The organism is Paeniglutamicibacter kerguelensis (assembly GCF_017876535.1).
GTDB classification, from domain to species: Bacteria; Actinomycetota; Actinomycetes; order Actinomycetales; family Micrococcaceae; genus Paeniglutamicibacter; species Paeniglutamicibacter kerguelensis.
Window position 1 is genome coordinate 520032 of sequence record NZ_JAGIOF010000001.1, and the last position, 18469, is coordinate 538500.

Sequence of the window (18469 nt, forward strand, 5' to 3'; positions counted from 1 at the left end):
GGCTGTTGCTATTCGCCGATCGAGGCCAACACGGTGCCGGCGGAGACGGTGTCCCCGGCCACGGCGCTGAGTCCGGAAACGACGCCGGCGCAGTGTGCGGTCAACGGCTGCTCCATCTTCATGGCCTCGAGGACCATGATCAGGTCGCCCTCGGCCACGGTGTCCCCGTCGATGACGGCAACCTTGACGATGGTGCCCTGCATGGGGGAGACCAGGTCAGCGCCCGAGGCGCCGGCGGTGGCGCCGCCGCGGGCCTCGCGCTTCTTCTTCTTGGACTTCGAGCCGTTGCTGGCGGAGATCGAACCCAGCGATGCCGGAAGCACCACCTCGAGGCGCTTGCCACCCACCTCGACGGTGATGGCGTTGCGGGCCGAATCTTCCTCGGCGGTTCCCGCGGTGGCCGGATCCCACGCGGGGATCTCGTTGGCGAACTCGGTTTCGATCCAGCGGGTGTGGACCGTGAACGGGCCTTCTGCCGGGGTGAAAGCCGGGTCGGCCATGACCGCGCGGTGGAACGGAAGGACGGTCGGCATGCCCTCGATCTGGAATTCTTCCAGCGCGCGGCGGGCGCGCTGGGCCGCCTGCTGGCGGGTGGAACCGGTGACGATGAGCTTGGCGATCATCGAGTCGAAGTTGCCGGAGACGGTTTCCCCCGACTCGACTCCGGAGTCCAGGCGGACACCGGGACCGGAGGGCAGCTTCATGGTGGTGATGGTGCCGGGGGCCGGCATGAAGCCGCGTCCCGCGTCCTCGCCGTTGATGCGGAACTCGAAGGAGTGGCCGCGGATTTCCGGGTCGGTGTAGCCGAGTTCCTCGCCGCGGGCCAAACGGAACTGCTCGCGCACCAGGTCGATGCCGGTGACCTCCTCGGAGATCGTGTGCTCCACCTGCAGGCGGGTGTTGACCTCAAGGAAGGAAATCACGCCGTCCTGGCCCACCAAGAATTCGCAGGTGCCCGCGCCGACGTAGCCGGCCTCGAGCATGATCGCCTTGGACGCCTCGTAGAGGCGTGCGTTCTGCTCGTCGGTCAGGAACGGGGCCGGTGCCTCTTCAACGAGCTTCTGGTTGCGGCGCTGCAGCGAGCAGTCGCGGGTGGAAACCACCACGACGTTGCCGTGCGCGTCGGCCAGGCACTGGGTTTCGACGTGGCGCGGGGCATCGAGGAATCGTTCGACGAAGCACTCGCCGCGGCCGAAGGCGGCAATGGCCTCGCGCACGGCGGATTCGTAAAGCTCCGGGATCTCCTCGCGGTTGCGCACCACCTTGATGCCGCGTCCGCCGCCGCCGTAGGCGGCCTTGATGGCCAGCGGCAGGCCGTGCTCGTCGGCAAAGGCCAGGACCTCGTCCGTGGATTCCACGGGGTCCTTGGTGCCGGGCACCAGCGGTGCGCCGACCTTTTCGGCCAGGTGGCGGGCCTGGACCTTGTCGCCCAGCTGGTCGATGGCCGCGGGCGGCGGGCCGATCCAGGTCAGCCCGGCGTCGATGACGGCCTGGGCGAAGACGGCGTTTTCGGCCAGGAAGCCGTAGCCGGGATGCACGGCGTCGGCACCGGAGCGCTTGGCCACCTCGATGATCTTCTCGATGCTCAGGTAGGACTCTGCCGCGGTGGAGCCACCCAGCGAGTAGGCTTCATCGGCCAGGCGTGAATGCAGTGCGTCGCGATCGGGTTCGGCGTATACGGCAACCGAACCGATGCCCTCGTCGCGGGCTGCACGAATGATGCGTACTGCGATTTCTCCGCGGTTAGCGATGAGAACCTTGGTCAACTGACTCATGGCAGGGTTTTCTCCTTAAATGTGCTCTTGTGGAGCCTACCCGCCGTTGTGGGATATGCACCCACAAATCGCCCAGTGTCGGACGTAAGTCGCGATTTTGTTGTAGGAACCCTACAAGATGGCGCCGAGTCTGCGCACTGCTGTTTGCAGGGGTCCGGTGGGGCGCGCTTCGGGGTCGGGCTACATGCCGTTGCCTGCGATGGCATTCAGCGCTGCCAAGTGCTTGGCCCATTTTTCCCGGCCCTCGGCCGTGAGGGAAAGCCAGGTGCGTGGACGCTTTCCGACAAAACCCTTACGGATCCCAACGATTCCGGCCGCCTCCAGGGCAGATGCCTGGCGGCTGAGCACCGAATCGGAAACCTGAAGGTGCTCTCGCACCGCGGCGAATTCGCTCTCCTCGGTTCCCGCGATGGCTGCAACCAGCGAGAAGCGGACCGGATGGGCCAGCTCGTCGCAGAGCTGGTGCCGGGGGTGCTCCGACTGGTTCATGCGCGCACCTCGCGCCAGGCGCCGATGACCGAGTTTGCGGTGATGGCGCTCGAGACGGCAATGAAGAACCACAGTGAACCCGGAAAGAAGACCAGGCCGACGATGGTTCCCAGGATCCAGAGCCCGGCCCAGATTCCCATGAAGGTCATCCAACGGCGGGTGAAGCCGAGTTTGGTTGAGCGCCCGTTCGCAAGCATGAAGCCCATGAAGATTGCCAGCCAAACCAGCATTGCGATCATCGGGAGCGCGATGAGGGACTCGTTGAACTGCCCCACCAGCCAGAAGGGCAGCAGGCTCAGGGAGCTGATGGCGCCGAGGCCCAGCAGCATGTTGATGTGCGGCCAGCTGGCGCCCGCCCGGGATGCCGCGCCGAGCCTGCCCGCCTCCTGCAGCATCTCGCGGGCGGCCTGCGCCGAAGGCCCCGTGGGATCCGAGCTCATTTGGCTGTCCGCATCTTCAGCGCGACATGGGTTGTGCTCCACGTGGCGCCCAGGACGGCCGCGAGGGAAGAGCTCATGACCACCAAGCCGGGCTGGCCGATGGCCAAGCCACGGTTGAACATTCCGGCCATGCAGGCGATGCCCATCGCAAAGCCGATCCATGCGTAGCGGGCACCGGTTTGGGTCTGCTTGCTGTTGTTCATATTTGCCTCCGGAGTGGGTGATGATCACCAGCCTAGAAAGTACTTTCCATTTGGCAAGTACTTTCCGAATCGCATCATGGGTGGCGGCGCGGCGTCGGGCGATATCCGGAGCGCTTCCGTGAAACCGTCCGTTGCTTGCGAAATAAGTTGCAGATATTCGGAGTGGCAAGCCATATCGTCTGTGAATTTCGATCAGCTCAACGAAAAGCCTTGCCGAGCCCGGGCATCTCTGGAAGAGTGACGCGGGTTACATTTTCCGGTCTCCTTGACCCCCACCAAAGGAGTGCAGCCTTGGCAAAAGACGCGCCACAGCTTCGCCGCGTACTCGGAATGACGGGCCTGGTGCTTTTCGGCCTGGCCTACATGGTCCCGTTGGCGGTGTTCGACACCTTCGGCATCGTCACGAGCGCGACCTCCGGACACCTGCCGGCGGCCTACGTCCTGACAACGGTCGCGATGCTCTTCACCGCATACAGCTACGGCCAGATGTCGCGCGCGATTCCCAAGGCGGGTTCGGCCTACGCCTACTCGCGCAGCGCCTTCGGCGGCGAAGTCGGCTTCCTGGCCGGCTGGGGGCTGATGCTGGACTACGTGCTGCTGCCCATGCTCGATGCGATGGTCATCTCCATCTACCTGCACGCAAGCTTCCCGCAGGTCCCTGCCGGGGTGTTCATCGTGGCGGTCCTGCTGCTCTCCACGACGCTGAACGTGATCGGCATCCGCCTGCTGCTGCGGGCCAACTTCATCCTCATCGCCATCCAGGTGGTCTTCCTGCTGGTCTTCTTCGTGCTAGCCCTGAGGTCGGTTTCGACCGGCGAGGCGCCAAACTTGCTGGCGCCGCTGCTGGAACCCGGGATGAAGGGCAGCGAGATCTTCGGCGGGGCCGCGATCCTGTGCCTCGCGTTCCTGGGCTTCGACGCAGTCTCCACCCTTTCCGAGGAGGCCAAGGACCCGCAGCGCCAGGTGCCCAGGGCCATCATGCTGGTCACCCTGTGTGGAGGCGTGATCTTCACGGCCACCGCCTACGTCGCCTCCATTTCCTTTCCGAACTGGCAGGACTTCACGGATGTCGACGCGGCGGCGCTTGAAGTCATGCAGCACGTGGGCGGGATCATGCTGGGCGCCTTCTTTGTGGCGGCCTACGTGGCGGGATCGTTCGCCTCCGCGATGACCTCGCAGGCCAGCGTGTCGCGCATCCTCTATTCCATGGGCCGCGACGGCGTGCTTCCGCGGTCCCTCTTCGGGGTGCTCAGCGAACGGTTCAGGACCCCGCTGATCGGCATCGTCCTGGTCGGCGCGATCGGCCTGCTGGGCATCTGGCTGGAACTGGAAACGCTGTCCTCGATGATCAGCTTCGGCGCGCTCTTCGCGTTCTCGATGGTCAACCTCTCGACGATCAAGCACTACGTGGTCGACGGCCGGCGCCGCAGCGGACCGGACCTGCTGCGCTTCGGGCTGGTTCCGGCGATCGGGTTCTGCCTGACGCTGTGGCTGTGGACCTCGCTCTCCGGGTTGACCTTCGCGATCGGCATGTCCTGGCTGGCGCTTGGCGCCATCCAGCTGGCCTACGTCACCGGCGGGTTCAAGCGCCGCCCGCCGGAACTCGATCCCTATGCGGAGGTCGAGGTCCTCGACGAGGACGACCAGCAGCCGGCGTTCAGCTCCCGGTAGCCCGGCGCCCATGAGACCTGGTCGGAGCCCTGCCGGTTGCTTAACTACGAAGGCGGCGTGTGCCGCGACGAAAGTCGCGGCACACGCCGCCTTCGGTTTCGGCCCGTTTCGGCCCGTTTCGGCTAGGCCCAGACGTCCGTGATGGACAGGCCCGCCTCGTGCAGCAGTTCGCGCAGCGTGGAGACGTTCAGGCCGATGACGGTGTGCGGGTTGCCCTCGATGCCGCGGATGAACGCGGCCCCGCGGCCGTCGATGGTGAACGCGCCGGCGCACGGCAACGGCTCGCCGGTGGCGACGTAGGCGGCGATTTCCTCCGCGGTGACTTTCTCGAAGTTCACGACCGTCGAGGAGACGGCGCCGATGGTCGCGCCGCTGCCGCCGTCCTCTTCGTCCTCCGAACGGTTGTCGATGAGCCAGTGGCCGGTGTGCAGGATGCCCGACTTCCCGCTCATCGCCTCCCAGCGTTCGGTGGCGACCTGCGCGGTGTACGGCTTGCCGTAGGCGACGCCGTCGAACTCGAAGACCGAGTCGCAGCCGAGCACCACGGCCCCGTCGGTTTCCTCCAACGCGGCCACGTCCTCGGCCTTGGCCTTGGCCAGCAGCAGGGCGGTGTCGGCCGGACCCAGGGTACCGAAGCGCTCGGCGGCCGCGGCCAGCGCGGCGTCCTCGTCAACGGTGGAAACCTGTACGTCGAAGTCGATTCCCGCATCCTTCAGGATCTTCGCGCGCCCGGGGGAGGCCGAGGCCAGCACCAGCAGGGGGAGCTCCTCGGGGTTCTCGATTTCCCCGCGCGGGTCCTCTTCCATCGTTACGTCTTCCATCGGTACTTCTTGCACCGGCGCTTCTTCCGGCAGGTCCGTGGTGTTGCTCGTCATCTCGCTCATGCATCCACCGTATCCCGGGTCGCGGGTCCCTGGGGATCCTGGGGATCCTGGGGGTAGCCGTCGCCGCCGGCCTCATCCGGCAACTGCGCGCCCTCGGCCTCCACCAGCGCGGCGATCTTCGAACCCTCCACGTCGACGTCGGGCAGGATGCGGTCAAGCCAGCGAGGGATGTACCAGGCGTGCCGGCCCAGCAGGTGCATGATTGCCGGGGTCAGCGTCATGCGGACGATGAACGCGTCGAAGAGCACGCCGATGGCCAGCGAGAAGCCGATCGCCCGGATCATCGTCAGGTGCGAGAACACGAACCCGGCGAAGACCGAGGTCATGATCAGCGCCGCGGCGGTGACCACCGGTGCCGAGTGGGCGAAGCCGGAGCGCACGGCCGCGCGGGCCGGCTGCCCGTGCGCGAAGGACTCGCGCATGCCCGCCACCAGGAACACCTGGTAGTCCATCGCCAGCCCGAAGAGGATGCCGGTGAGCAGGATCGGCAGGAAGCTCATGATCGGGCCCGGCACGTTCACGTCGAACACGTTGCCCAGCCAGCCGAACTGGTAGACGGCGACCGTCGCGCCGAACGCCGCGACCAGCGAGAGCAGGAAGCCTGCGGTGGCCAGCAGCGGCACCACGATCGAGCGGAAGACCAGCAGCAGCAGGATCAGCGAGAGCCCCACGACGATGCCGATGTACAGCGGCAGCGCCTCGGCGAGCTTCTCCGAGACATCGACCTGCGCGGCGACCTGCCCGGTCACCGCGATCGAGGCGCCAGTGGCCTCCTTGACGGCACCGGCGGAGTCGCGCAGCGTGTGCACCAGCGCCTCGGTTTCGGCGCTGGAGGGGCCGGCGACCGGGATGATCTGGATGGCGCCGAGGGTCTGGGCCTCGTTGGTCTGCACGGGGATCGCGGCGACGACGCCGGGGATACTGCGCAGCTGGTCAGCGACGTCGAGGTTGGCGGTTGCGGCCCCGCGCTCGTCCAGCCCGGCCGGCAGGTCCGCGAGGACCAGCAGCGGACCGTTGTAGCCCGCGCCGAAGGCGTCGCTCATCTGCTCGTACGCCTTGTAGGCGGCCGAATCCACGGGTTCGGCGCTGCCGTCCGGCAGGGCCGTGCGCAGCTGCAGCGCCGGCAGCGCCACCGCAGCCAGGACGGCGATGCTGGCGATCGTCGCGATCCACGGGCGACGGGTGACAAGCGCCCCCCAGCCACGGTTGCCGGCGTCGTTCCCCGGTGTGGCGTCTACCCGGCCCGCGGCCTCGCTGCGCGCCCAGGCGCGCTTGGAGACCAGCCTGGTGCCAATGAAGCCGAGCAGAGCCGGGGTCAACGTGATGGCGATCAGCACCGCCATGGCCACGGTGAACGCGGCGGAGAAGCCCAGGATGCCCAGGAACGGCAGGCCCGGCACGGCGAGTGCGGAGAGCGCGATGACCACGGTGAGGCCGGCGAACACCACGGCGTTGCCGCTGGTGCCCGTGGCCCGTGCGATCGATTCACCCACCGGCACGCCCTCGAGCAGCTGCCGGCGGTGCCGGTGCACGATGAACAGCGAGTAGTCGATGCCCACGGCCAGGCCCAGCATCAACGCCAGGGCCGGGGTGATCGATGCCATCTCGATCACGGAGGAGAGCGCCAGGGTTCCGCCGACGCCCGCCCCGACGCCGAGCACGGCCATCAGCAGCGGAAGCCCGGCGGCAACCAGGGTGCCCAGCATGATCAGCAGCACGGTTGCGGCAACGGCCAGGCCGATGACCTCAGCGGCGCCGAAGAGCGAGGAGAGGTCCTGCAGGATCTCCTTGGAGAAGAGCACCTCGACACCGGCGGCCTCCGGGCCCGCGGCGATCGACTTGATGTCGGCACGCTGGGCGGTGGTCAGCGAGTCGGTCTGCCCCTTGAAGCCCACGTGCGCCACCGCGGTGGACCCGTCGAGGGAGATGAAGCGCATGCCCTCGGAGGCGCCGGCCTGGCGTGCGGCAAAGGCGAGTTCGGCCTCGCCGGTGGCGAGGTCCTTGGCGCCCTGCTCTAGCTTGGCCTCGGCCTCCGGGATGGCCGCGGCCTCCTCGTCGAGGGTCTTCTGCCCGGCGACGAGTTTCGCCTGGTTCTCATCGATGGTCTTCTGCCCGGCCGCCAGCTTGGCGGCGTTGGCGTCGATCTCGGCCTGGCCGGAGCGCAGCTGCGCCTGCCCGGCGGAGACCTTTTCCGCGGCCGCGTTCAGCTTGGTCCGGTTGGCGGCAAGGTCCTTGGCGCCGGCATCCAGCTTGGCCTTGGCGGCGGGCAGCTTGGCGGCACCCGCTTCGAGTTCCTTCTTCTTGGAATTGAGCGTCTTCTGCCCCGCGGCAAGTTCCTTGTCACCGGCATCCAGCTGCTTCTTGGCGGCGTCGAGCTGCTTGAGGCCGGTAGTGGCGGCGGCCACGCCGTCCAGGGCGCCGTTGGCCTCCGTTTTGCCGTTCTCGGCCTTTGCCTTTTCGGCTTCGAGGGCCGTCAGCTGGCCGGTGAGCAGGTCCTGCTGCTGCTGGGCTGCCGCCTTTTCCTCGGGCGTGGCGGCGTCGTCGTCGAGCACCTGCTGGGCCTGGGTGATGCCGGCCTTGGCCTGTTCGATGAGCGTGGCGAGCTGGGCGATGCCGGCCTCGGCGCTGGCCAGTCCGGCCTCCGCCTGCGCCTTGCCCTGGGCCAGCTCCTTCTCGAAGGCCGCACGGGACTTGCCCTCCAGGATGTGCTCCAACCCGGCATCGTGCTCCGCACGACCCGCGGCGAGCTTCTTTGCACTGGCATCGAGCGTTTTCTGGCCCGCGGCGATGGACTTGCGTCCCTCGGCGATCTTTGCGGCTCCGGCCTTGTACTTGCGGTTGCCGGAATCCCATTGCTTCTGCCCGGCGTTGAACTTGGCCTGCCCGTCCTTCAGTGCGGCGGCACCCTTGGCCAGATCGGGGCGCGCGGCATCGATCTCGGCCTGCCCGGCGGCCAGCTGCCGGCGGCCCTCCGCCAGCTGGGTCTTGGCCTCGCCGAGTTTGATGCGCCCGGAGTCCAGCTCGTCCTGGCCCTCCTCCAGGGCCACCTTGCCGTCGGCCAGCTGCTTTTTTCCGTCGGCCAGCTGCCGGGCCGCGTCATCGAGCTTGGCCCGGCCCTCGTCGAGCTGGGGCTGGGCGTCGTCGAGCTGTTTTTGCAGTTCGAAGGGCTGGCGGACCTCGGTGACCTCGGACTGGGAAGCCAAATCGTCGAGGGAATCGGTGATGGCGCGGTGCTGCGCCTGGTCCAACTCGCTGCCGTCCTTCGAACGGAAGACGATCGACCCGGTGCCGCCGGCTAGCTCCGGCATCTCGACCTTGAGGCGGTCCAGCGTGCGCTGGGTTTCGGTCCCGGGAATGGAGAACGTGTTGGAGAGCTTGCCCATGAAGGCCCCGGCGCCTACGCCGATGAGCAGCAGGATGACCGCCCAGATGCCGAGCACGGCCCAGCGCCGGCGGTAGGCCAGGGCGCCGAGTCGGTAGAGGAAGGAAGCCATGTGCTTAGGCCTTTCGGGGTTGGGCGGCGCGTTGCTGCAGGGAGGGGAAGCCGTCACGCAATTGGGCGATGGCTTCGGCCAGGGTGGTGCGCAGCAACTGCGTGCTTTGCGCGTCGAGCGGTCCCGTGAGGTTTTGCGACCACTGGGCGAAGGCGGCCTTGCCGGCCCCGACAATCGAGTGCGCAAGGACCATGGCGGCCAGCTCCGTGCCCTGCGGGGCACGGGCGGTGATGATCTGGGTGAGCTGCTCGGCGCAGGTGTTCCATGCCTCGAGCTGCATGCGAGCCATCTGCGGGTGCGCCGCGGCATGCAGGTAGAGCGTTGCAACGGGTTCCAGATACGCCGGTTCCACCAGGGATTCGATGGACTCCACCGCGGCGTCGAGCAGTTCCACGTCCTCGTCCATGCCGTCGAGCGCCGCGACGGCCCGGTCCAGCAGCTGTTTGGTCGGCTCGTTGAGCGCGGCCTCGATGGAGGGGAAGTAGTTGAAGAGGGTGCGGCGGGAAACCCCCGCGGCCTCCGCGACCGATTCGGCGGTCAGCGAAGCAAACCCGCCGGCGTTCAACCGTTCGAATGCTGCGTGGACGATCGCATCTCGGGTGGCTGTCTTGTTTTGCTCACGCCTCGAGGGCGTGGAAGTCTCTGGGGAGCTCACCTTTCTACACTACGTGCAAACTTGCATGCTGTGCAATTTGTGGGGGCCGATTGGCAGGGCCACTTTTCCGGGAGCCGGCACGCGGCCGACGGGGAGCCGGTGGAGGGGACAAAAGGAAAGGCCGCACCCGAACGCCGTACGTTCCCCGAGGGGGAGCGAAGCGTTCGAATGCGGCCCGCGGTGAAGCGACTACATCCAGGGGTTTGTTAGCCGACGGGAACCTTTTCGGGCGAGATGTCATGCCCGGATTCCGACTCGACCTTGGAATCGGCGGCGAACTCGTCGTTGAACGGATCGCCGTGGCGCGGCGCGTTGTACATCTCCTCGTCCAGGATTCCCTCGCGCTTGGCGACGATGGTCGGAACCAGTGCCTGGCCGGCGACGTTCACCGCGGTGCGGCCCATGTCCAGGATCGGGTCGACGGCGAGGATCAGGCCGACGCCTGCCAGCGGCAGACCGATGGTGGACAGCGTCAGGGTCAGCATGACCACGGCGCCGGTGGTGCCGGCGGTTGCGGCCGAGCCCAGCACCGAAACCAGTGCGATCAGCAGGTAGTCGGTCAGGCCCAGATCGATGCCGAAGAACTGGGCGACGAAGATTGCGGAGATCGCCGGGTAGATCGCCGCGCAACCGTCCATCTTGGTGGTCGCGCCCAGCGGGACGGCGAAGGATGCGTAGCCGGAGGGCACGCCGAGGTTGCGTTCGGTCACGCGCTGGGTCAGCGGCAGGGTGCCGATCGAGGAGCGCGAGACGAAGGCCAGCTGCACGGCCGGCCAGACGCCGGAGAAGTACTGCTTGACGCTCAGGCCGTGTGCGCGGACCAATGCCGGGTAGAACGCGAAGAGCACCATGGCCAGACCGATGTAGATGGCCACGGAGAACTTGCCCAGGGCGCCGATGGTGTCCCAGCCGTAGGTGGCAACGGCGTTGCCGATCAGGCCGATGGTGCCCAGCGGCGCGAGCCGGATGATCCACCAGAGGATCTTCTGGATGACCGCGAGGGTTGCGGTGGAGAATTCGAGGAACGGGCGGGCCGCATCGCCGACCTTGAGGGCTGCGACGCCCACGGCGATCGCGATGACCAGCACCTGGAGAACGTTGAAGTTCAGTGCGGTGCTGACCGCGCCCGCTTCGGAAATCTTCGAGGTGGCACCCAGGCCCAGGAAGTTGGAAGGTATCAGGCCGATCAGGAACGACCACCAGTCACCGGTGCGTCCGGTGTATTCGGGCGGTGCGCCTTGGCCGGTGCCGGCACCCGGTCGCATGACCAGGCCCAGCACGATGCCGATGATGACCGACACCAGTGAGGTGATGCCGAACCACAGGATGGTCTGCCACGCCAGGCGGGCGGCATTCGTGACCTTGGAGAGGTTGGCGATCGAGGCGACGACGGCGAAGAAGACCAGCGGGATAACCGCAGTCTTCAGCAGCGATACGTAGCTGGAGCCGATGGTTGCGAGCGTCACGCCCAAGCCGGTCGGGGTCTCCTCGGTGTGGCCGGTGTACTTGGCCAGCAGTCCGAGGCCAAGGCCCAACACCAGGGCGATGATGATTTGCGGGCCGAACGCGGTGGCCCAGGAGGGCAAACGGCGCTTCGGCGTGGAAGTTGATGTAGTCACCTTTAGAAGGTAGGTGGAGCAAGTTACCAAAGAAAGCCAGCATTGAGAAATGTTACGAATCGGGAAACTATTCCCGAACGTTGCGTTGTTTCTGTGATTTGTTACACAGGCGCAAGTCGCAGTGTTAAGCTGTATTTTCCAACCGCTTGGTTGGTGAACCACTTATTTTGCCTTGTGATCAAGTGGTTTGGGGGAAGCGCGGCTCGTCCGACGTATTCAAGGGCGGGGTGGGATGTATATGGGTTGGGGCCGCATAGACAGCACGGTCACGCGCAGTCGACTCGATATCCTGCTCGAACGAGCGGTGGGGTCATCGATCGTGATCGCCCGGGGGCCTCGGGGCGCGGGCAAGAGCACTGCGGTTCGCGACTGGTTGATGCGCCAGGACCCGAATGCGGAGAGCTGGAGCTGGATCAACCTTCCCAAGCTAGATGAACAGCTTGCCCTCGATGCCTTTGGCGGGGAAACAGGCCTTGCCGCATCGAAACCTCTCGAAGATGACAGCGTGGCCGGACTACGTCTCGCGCATATCCGCCGGCAATTCGAACAGGCCGCCAATCCAGGCTCCCATTTGTTGGTGCTTGATGCGTTTGCCGCGCAGCACGATGCAGAGCTGTCGGCAATGCTGGAGGAAAACGCCGAGCAGCATCCGGGTCGGCGCCTGATCATCATCACGCACGAGTTCCTGGTGATCGAACGCCGCAGGACCTTGGCGCCCATAGACGTCTCGGTGATTCCCCCGCACGAATTCGCATTCACCGCCGAGGAAACCAAGCTATACCTCGCAGGGACGTTGTTGGCCGACTTCGCTGTGGAATTGACGGAGGAATCCTGCGGCTCCGCCGCGCTGCTTCGGCTGGCAAAACTTCGGGCAGAGACCATCGACATGCCCCGGTCGTTCGGTGGCACATTCCCGCCGGCCCGGCGCAGCAGTCTTGAACCGTCGTTGGGTTCCGATCGCGGCAGGTTCGATCCGGAGGCACGTGCCATTGTGGACGCCGTCCAGGCCGCGGTCCGCCGCGACGTGTTGTTGTTGATCGAAAACGAGAACCTGGAACCGGAGCAGCTGGAGTTCTTTGCTGCATTATCGGTGCCGTCATTCGTGGACGAAACCATCGCACCCCAGATTTTCCCTGCCGCGCAACCACATTGGCTGAAGGACCTGGAATCGCGGGGAATTGTCTATCGTTCATCGCGAGACCCCGAGCGGGAACATCGAATCAATCCCGTTTTCCGCCGGGTTCTGCAAGACAAGTACCTTGCTCCGGCACCCGAGCGGTTCCGGGAACTGCACGAACGCTGTGCACGACTCGAAATGGCCAACGGATCGTCCTTCCGGGCTCTGCGCCATGCACTGGAAGCCGCCGACTACAAGCTGGCTTCGGATATCCTCCGCCTGCACGCCGATGAATTCTTTGAAGGGGATCTGGGCCGTCGCGGATCCTTGCTGCTCGACAAGCTGCCCATGACGGTATTGGCCAAGTACCCGATGCTCTCGGTTTGCTTGGCCGTTGCCTACAGCGCGACGGGAAAGTTCAAGTTCAAGACACTTGAGCTGTTGGCCTTGGCCGCGACCGGTGCCCACACCGTCGCCAGGAAGGGACCCGCTGCGGACAGGCTGGTCATGGTCATGATCGAATCGGTGGCCATGCGGCTGAGCGGATTCGGTGAACGGGCAGCTCGCGCGGCCCGGGCGGGAGTCGCGCTGTATCGGGAAATGGCACCGAGCGAGCGGGACGACATCGGGCCCTTCGAGGGAGCGATTTTGGTTCAATTTGTGCTGGCATTCCACAGCAGTCTGCTGCACCAGGAGGCTTTGGAAGTCGTGGAACTCGGGGTAGCCGCGGACCACCGGCACGATCGCAGCGAAAGCGACATGTACGCCGGCACGTTGCGCGCCTATCTGCATGCGCTGAGGGGTGACATCCACATGGCCAAGGCACAGCTGCTGGAATCGCGCCCGGAGCACTGGTCCAACCCGGCGACCAGCGCCTACTTTGCAGCGCCCTTTAGGCTCACCTCGTTCCTCTGTGCCCTGGAAGAGCAGCGTTTTGACGAGGCCGAACGATGGCTGGAACTTCTACAAATCGATCAGGAGGGCAACGAATTCTGGCCGGCAATCCGATTGGCGGAATCAGTGCTCGCGATCGTCAACGGTGAAACGACTGCCTCCCTCGTTCGGATGCAGAACTACTTGGTTCGAGAACGTGAACAGCCTGTCGCCCAGAAAGTTGGACGGCAGATGCTCATTGATGCTTCCAGCCTCTTGAACCTGGCGACCGGCGACGCCAGTGGGGCGCATCGGGTGACATTGAAATCCACCAATCCGGTGGCGAAGCGGTTGCTGCAGGCGCGCGTCCGTTTGGCTGAAGGGGATGCGGCCGAGGTGTTGCGACTGTGTGCGACCGTTGGCGTTCCGGTCTCGCCGCGTCCGCGCTTTGAGCAGGCGGTCTTGGTCTTGGCGGCAACGCTGCAGCAAAACAACCGTCCAGCCATCGGCGGAGCCATGCGTCTTGTCGCTGCATTGAGTGACGAGTTTGGGCTGGGGATCGCGTTGAATCTGTTGCCGGCACCGGATCTTGAACGGGTGCTCAGCCATGCACGAAGCATGAAAGTGCGCCTTGTCGTCGATGACAACGCAATCTCGAACATCCCCGGCGGGCTGGGCCGTGTGGTCCTGAGTGAGCGGGAACGGGCGGTGCTGGGCGAGCTGGTCTCCACGGCAAGCGTCGCCGAAATCGCGGAGCGCCAGTTTGTTTCGGTCAATACCGTCAAGAGCCAGTTGCGGAGCGTGTATCGCAAACTCGGTGTCTCGGAACGCGCGGCCGCCATTGATGCAGCGCGGGTTCAAGGACTTCTCGTTTCTCAGGTTCCACATGACGGGGACTAGTGCCAACTAATTGTGGCTTGTCCTGGACACTGAGTCCTATGCGGGGAGTCGATTCCACCATGTTCCAACCCGGAATCTTTCCCCAAATACCGGTGCAGCCCCCAAGCTTGCACTAGCGCATCTCCGCGATCGTTTCCCCAAACGGCTTTCGCTTTACTACCTGAAGTGGAGTTTCTCGGATTTCCGAGCCGTGGTCACTTCAGGATATTTCGCAGTGATAGAAACAACTATCTCAAGAGATCCGTTGCCCCATAAGCGCTTGGGGGACTATTCACCCTGCCGTTCACCCTCAAATGCACTCATTTCGAATCACTGACAGGTTTTCACTGAGAATTCTCCACATTTGCCACCCCAAATGTCCTACAAATTGAGAAAAGGTGGTGCGAGTCACGCCGGTGGCTGTTGGGGAGTGAATCCGCCGCGAGACTCGAGTTCCAGTTTCTCGGTGGCGTTTTTTGTTGTGTCATATGCACATTTCGGCAGCGCCGCGCGGTGGTCTCTACTGTGTGCGACTCCCGTGTGGGTCAGCCGTCGAGGTCTCACCGGGCCGGGCCGGACACGGGAAAGGCCCGCTTTCCTCCTTCTCGATCGAAGGGAGAAAACGAGCCCAATCCGTGGGGGAGGCAGCTTAGCCCAACAGCGCGCGGCGCAATGTGTCCAGGCCCACCGAGCCGACGTTCAGCGCCTGGGAGTGGAACTCCTTCAGGTCGAAGTCGCCACTCGCGCGTGCGGAACGCTCGTCGCGGATCTGCTCCCACAGGCGCTGGCCAACCTTGTAGGCGGGCGCCTGTCCCGGCCAGCCAAGGTAGCGGGTGAACTCGAACTGAAGCTGGCCCGCCGAGATGTCCAGGTTCTTTTCCAGGAATGCAAAGCCGTTTTCCGAATCCCAGGTGCCGTTGCCCCAGGCCTCGGGGATCTCCAGCTCCAGGTGCACGCCGATGTCGAAGACGACGCGGGCCGCACGCATGCGCTGGGCGTCGAGCATGCCCATGTAGTCTCCCGGGTCTGAGAGGAAGCCGAGATCGAACATGAGGCGTTCGGCGTACAGGGCCCAGCCTTCGCCGTGTCCGGAGACCCAGCAGGCGTGGCGGCGCCAGTCGTTGAGCGTCTCGCGGGCCAGCACCGCGGTGGCGACCTGCAGGTGGTGGCCCGGCACGCCCTCGTGGTAGACGGTGGTCAGCTCGGCCCACGTCGTGAACTTGTCCTCGCCGACGGGGACCGACCACCACATGCGGCCGGGGCGCGAGAAGTCCTCGGACGGGCCGGTGTAGTAGATGCCGCCTTCCTGGGTGGGGGCGATCATGCACTGGATCTGGTCCATCGGTGCGGGGATGTCAAAGTGCGTGCCGGCAAGGGCCTGGATGGCGGCATCCGACTTCTCCTGCATCCAGGCCTGCAACGCATCGGTTCCGTTGAGCTGGCGCGCCGGATCCCCGTTGAGGATCGCCTTTGCCTCCTCGACGGATGCCCCGGGGGAGACCAACTTGGCCACGCGTTCCTGCTCGGCGATGATGTTGGCCAGTTCCTGCACGCCCCATGCGTAGGTTTCCTCCAGGTCCACCGCGGCGCCCAGGAAGCGGCGGGACATCAGCGAGTAGTACTCCCGGCCGACCGCGTCCTTTTCGGGTGCCAGCGGCAGCAGCTCGTTTTCCAGCACGTCTGCCAGGTTGAGGTAGGCGGCGTTGGCCCGCTGCGCTCCCGAAGCCAGACGCTCGCCGAGCTCCGGGGCGATTTTGCTGCCGGCCGCGGCCAGCGTGTCGAAGAAGCCGCCGGGCTTCGCGTAGTCGAGGGCCTGGGTGGTGACGATCTTGACCTGGCGTACCGCGGAAACAAGCCCGCGGGCGGCCGAATCGCGCAGCGAGGCGATGTAGCCCTCCATGGCCGCCGGCAGGTTGTGCATGCGTTCGGCGATGAACGCGAAGTCCTTGGCGCTTTCCTGCGGCATCAAGTCGAAGATGGAGCGGATGTCTTGGGCGGGGGAAGCGATGTTGTTCAGCTCGGTGCGGCGGGTGTTGGCGATCTCGATTTCCAGGCCAAGACGCTCGTGCATGGCATCGAGGGTGATCTCATCGACGGTGTCCGCCGGGTTCAGCGATTCGAGCGCGTCCAGGGCCGCGCGTGCGGCCTGGACCTGGGCGGCGGTTCCGGCGGGGGAGTAGTCGGAGTATGCGGCTTCGCTGCCCGGCAGACCCAGCGACGTGGCGAATTCCGGGGAGAGCTCGAGGAGCTTCTTGAAGTAGTCGGTGGCTACGGTGTCGATGGCGCTGGATGTGCGCGTGGCTGTGGTGTTCGTCATGCCACCAGCCTAAGTGCTTCTGAAGCTGTTATTGAAGATTATTTCCGGAGAATTTTCCGGTGGCAGTGATCTGCCGGGGAAAACAGCGGCGGCGGGCCGAAGGAAATCGTGAAATGCGATTCCATTCGTCCCGCCGCCAAGTGTCCTTGCCTGCGATGTGTGTCTCCGTCAGCGACGGCCCGAGCGCCACGGCTGCGGGGCGGCTGCGAGCAACCGCCGGCGCTGCATGCGGCTGCGGCGCACGGCGTCGGAACGGCTGTCGGAGTCTGCCGACGAAGCCGCGCTTTGCATGGCCGCGACAACCGCTGTGACCGCGGCGATTTCTTCGGCCGTCGGGGCACCACTCGTGAAGCGCAGGGCGGTCCCCGCCGAATCGCCTTCCGGCGCCTGGTGCTGGTTGCCGATCACAGCGGGATGTTCCCGTGCTTCTTGGCCGGCAGTGCCGCGTGCTTGTCGCGGGTGGCGCGCAGGCCGCGCACGATCTGCAGGCGGGTGTCGCTCGGGGCGATGACCGCATCGACGTAGCCGAGCTCGGCGGCCTGGTACGGGTTGAGCAGCTCGGCCTCGTAGCCCTCGATGATGGCGGTGCGGCGTGCCTCCACGTCGCCGCCCTCGGCGGCCACGGCGGCCAGGTCGCGGCGGTAGAGGATGTTGACCGCGCCCTGGGCGCCCATGACGCCGATCTGCGCCGTCGGCCAAGCGAGGTTGATGTCCGCGCCGAGCTTCTTGGAGCCCATCACGATGTACGCTCCGCCGTAGGCCTTGCGGGTGATCACGGTCAGCTTGGGCACGGTGGCCTCGGCGTAGGCATAGAGCAGCTTGGCGCCGCGGCGGATGATGCCCTGGAACTCCTGGTCCTTGCCAGGCAGGAAGCCCGGGACATCCACCAGGGTGAGGATCGGGATGTTGAAGGCGTCGCAGTTGCGCACGAAGCGGGCTGCCTTCTCGGATGCCGCGATGTCCAGCGTGCCGGCGAACTGCATCGGCTGGTTGGCGACGATGCCGATGGTCGAGCCCTCGACGCGGGCGTAGCCGATCATCACGTTCGGCGCGTAGAGCGACTGCATCTCCAGGAAGATTCCGTCGTCGACGATGTGCTCGATGACCTTGCGCATGTCGTACGGCTGGTTGGCCGAATCCGGGATCAGCGCGTCCAGCTCCAGGTCCTCGGCGGTGAGCTCGAGTTCCTCGTCGAACTCCACGGACGGGGCCTCGGAGATGTTGTTCGAGGGCAGGAACTCAAGCAGTTCCTTGCAGAACTCGATCGCGTCCTGCTCGTCGGTGGCCAGGTAGGTGGCGGTGCCGGTGGTGGCGTTGTGCTGGCGCGCGCCGCCCAGGGTCTCCATGTCCACTTCCTCGCCGGTGACGGTCTTGATGACGTCGGGGCCGGTGATGAACATGTGGCTGGTCTTGTCGACCATGATCACGTAGTCGGTCAGCGCGGGGGAGTACGCGGCTCCGCCGGCGCACGGGCCCATGATCAGCGAGATCTGCGGGACCACGCCCGAGGCGTGGACGTTGTTGCGGAAGATGTCGGCGAACATGGCCAGCGAGGCAACGCCCTCCTGGATGCGGGCGCCGCCGCCGTCGTTGATGCCAACCACCGGGCAGCCGTTGCGCAGCGCGAATTCCTGGACCTTGACGATCTTCTCGCCGTTGACCTGGCTCAGCGAGCCGCCGTAGACGGTGAAGTCCTGCGAGTAAACGGCGACCTGGCGGCCGTCGACGGTGCCGTAGCCGGAGACCACGCCGTCGCCCAGCGGGCGCTTCTTCTCCATGCCGAAGGCGTTGCTGCGGTGCACGGCCAGGGCGTCGAACTCGATGAAGGAGCCCTTGTCGAGCAGCATGTCGATGCGCTCGCGGGCGGTGTGCTTGCCCCGTGCGTGCTGCTTCTCGATGGCGTCCTGCCCGGAGGGGGCCTGCGCGAGGGCCTCGCGGCGGCGGAACTCGGCGATCTTGCCGGCCGTGGTCGACAGGTCGATCGATTCCGTGAGGTCGTCGATGCGGCTCTGGGTCATCCCGGGGCTCCCTTGGGGTAGTTGCGTAGTAGGAA

At 65.7% G+C, this 18469-nt stretch carries 13 protein-coding genes; 2 read left to right on the plus strand and 11 right to left on the minus strand.

The annotated features are described in order from the left end of the window. Window positions 1-8 precede the first annotated feature (8 nt). The 4 genes from JOF47_RS02345 to JOF47_RS02360 all read right to left on the minus strand — a co-directional run bounded on the left by JOF47_RS02345 (window position 9) and on the right by JOF47_RS02360 (window position 2907). Window positions 9-1775, minus strand: coding sequence for an acetyl/propionyl/methylcrotonyl-CoA carboxylase subunit alpha (locus JOF47_RS02345; protein ID WP_209995715.1), 1767 nt, complete (start codon window positions 1773-1775; stop codon window positions 9-11). A gap of 180 nt (window positions 1776-1955) precedes the next feature. Further along, the gene (locus tag JOF47_RS02350; RefSeq protein WP_209995718.1) at window positions 1956-2264 is read right to left on the minus strand and encodes a winged helix-turn-helix domain-containing protein; all 309 of its coding nucleotides are present in this window, start codon (window positions 2262-2264) and stop codon (window positions 1956-1958) included. Then, a complete protein-coding gene (locus JOF47_RS02355; protein WP_209995720.1) occupies window positions 2261-2704 on the minus strand; it encodes a hypothetical protein in 444 nt (147 codons plus the stop codon). Before JOF47_RS02355 ends, JOF47_RS02350 begins: the two co-directional genes overlap by 4 nt. Beyond that, a complete protein-coding gene (locus JOF47_RS02360; protein ID WP_209995722.1) occupies window positions 2701-2907 on the minus strand; it encodes a hypothetical protein in 207 nt (68 codons plus the stop codon). Before JOF47_RS02360 ends, JOF47_RS02355 begins: the two co-directional genes overlap by 4 nt. Window positions 2908-3198: 291 nt before the next feature. On the opposite strand from JOF47_RS02360, the gene JOF47_RS02365 reads away from it, so the two are divergent. After that, complete coding sequence (locus JOF47_RS02365; RefSeq protein WP_245356221.1) at window positions 3199-4578, plus strand: APC family permease; 1380 nt, start codon at window positions 3199-3201, stop codon at window positions 4576-4578. Window positions 4579-4700: 122 nt separating this feature from the next. On the opposite strand, the gene JOF47_RS02370 is transcribed toward JOF47_RS02365, so the two are convergent. The 4 genes from JOF47_RS02370 to JOF47_RS02385 all read right to left on the minus strand — a co-directional run bounded on the left by JOF47_RS02370 (window position 4701) and on the right by JOF47_RS02385 (window position 11230). Beyond that, window positions 4701-5384 carry a Maf family protein gene (locus JOF47_RS02370; RefSeq protein ID WP_210001326.1) on the minus strand — a complete coding sequence of 228 codons (684 nt, stop codon included), beginning with the start codon at window positions 5382-5384 and terminating at the stop codon, window positions 4701-4703. Window positions 5385-5458: 74 nt separating this feature from the next. Beyond that, the gene (locus JOF47_RS02375) at window positions 5459-8956 is read right to left on the minus strand and encodes an MMPL family transporter (protein WP_209995723.1); all 3498 of its coding nucleotides are present in this window, start codon (window positions 8954-8956) and stop codon (window positions 5459-5461) included. 4 nt (window positions 8957-8960) lie between these two features. Continuing rightward, window positions 8961-9611, minus strand: a complete 651-nt coding sequence (locus JOF47_RS02380) for a TetR/AcrR family transcriptional regulator (RefSeq protein ID WP_209995725.1) — start codon at window positions 9609-9611, stop codon at window positions 8961-8963. A gap of 206 nt (window positions 9612-9817) precedes the next feature. Continuing rightward, entirely contained in the window at window positions 9818-11230 is a 1413-nt protein-coding gene (locus JOF47_RS02385) for a dicarboxylate/amino acid:cation symporter (protein ID WP_209995726.1), read from the minus strand. A gap of 232 nt (window positions 11231-11462) precedes the next feature. Between JOF47_RS02385 and JOF47_RS21740 the strand changes: the two genes are divergently transcribed. After that, on the plus strand, window positions 11463-14120 hold the full coding sequence (locus JOF47_RS21740; RefSeq protein WP_245356222.1) for a helix-turn-helix transcriptional regulator: 2658 nt from the start codon (window positions 11463-11465) through the stop codon (window positions 14118-14120). A gap of 628 nt (window positions 14121-14748) precedes the next feature. Here JOF47_RS21740 and JOF47_RS02395 read toward each other — a convergent pair. From JOF47_RS02395 to JOF47_RS02405, 3 genes are all read right to left on the minus strand, one after another. Continuing rightward, a complete protein-coding gene (locus JOF47_RS02395; protein WP_209995727.1) occupies window positions 14749-16416 on the minus strand; it encodes a DUF885 domain-containing protein in 1668 nt (555 codons plus the stop codon). Between the two features lie 168 nt (window positions 16417-16584). Continuing rightward, entirely contained in the window at window positions 16585-16824 is a 240-nt protein-coding gene (locus JOF47_RS02400) for an acyl-CoA carboxylase epsilon subunit (protein ID WP_342592687.1), read from the minus strand. After that, complete coding sequence (locus JOF47_RS02405; protein ID WP_209995729.1) at window positions 16821-18434, minus strand: acyl-CoA carboxylase subunit beta; 1614 nt, start codon at window positions 18432-18434, stop codon at window positions 16821-16823. Before JOF47_RS02405 ends, JOF47_RS02400 begins: the two co-directional genes overlap by 4 nt. Between the last annotated feature and the right edge of the window lie 35 nt (window positions 18435-18469).

What these genes read in the sequence shown, in the direction of transcription:
- JOF47_RS02345 (WP_209995715.1), bottom strand. Translation starts at nt 1,775, where the DNA reads ATGAGTCAGTTGACCAAGGTTCTCATCGCTAACCGCGGAGAAATCGCA.
- JOF47_RS02350 (WP_209995718.1), bottom strand. Translation starts at nt 2,264, where the DNA reads ATGAACCAGTCGGAGCACCCCCGGCACCAGCTCTGCGACGAGCTGGCC.
- JOF47_RS02355 (WP_209995720.1), bottom strand. Translation starts at nt 2,704, where the DNA reads ATGAGCTCGGATCCCACGGGGCCTTCGGCGCAGGCCGCCCGCGAGATG.
- JOF47_RS02360 (WP_209995722.1), bottom strand. Translation starts at nt 2,907, where the DNA reads ATGAACAACAGCAAGCAGACCCAAACCGGTGCCCGCTACGCATGGATC.
- JOF47_RS02370 (WP_210001326.1), bottom strand. Translation starts at nt 5,384, where the DNA reads ATGGAAGAGGACCCGCGCGGGGAAATCGAGAACCCCGAGGAGCTCCCC.
- JOF47_RS02375 (WP_209995723.1), bottom strand. Translation starts at nt 8,956, where the DNA reads ATGGCTTCCTTCCTCTACCGACTCGGCGCCCTGGCCTACCGCCGGCGC.
- JOF47_RS21740 (WP_245356222.1), top strand. Translation starts at nt 11,463, where the DNA reads ATGTATATGGGTTGGGGCCGCATAGACAGCACGGTCACGCGCAGTCGA.
- JOF47_RS02395 (WP_209995727.1), bottom strand. Translation starts at nt 16,416, where the DNA reads ATGACGAACACCACAGCCACGCGCACATCCAGCGCCATCGACACCGTA.
- JOF47_RS02405 (WP_209995729.1), bottom strand. Translation starts at nt 18,434, where the DNA reads ATGACCCAGAGCCGCATCGACGACCTCACGGAATCGATCGACCTGTCG.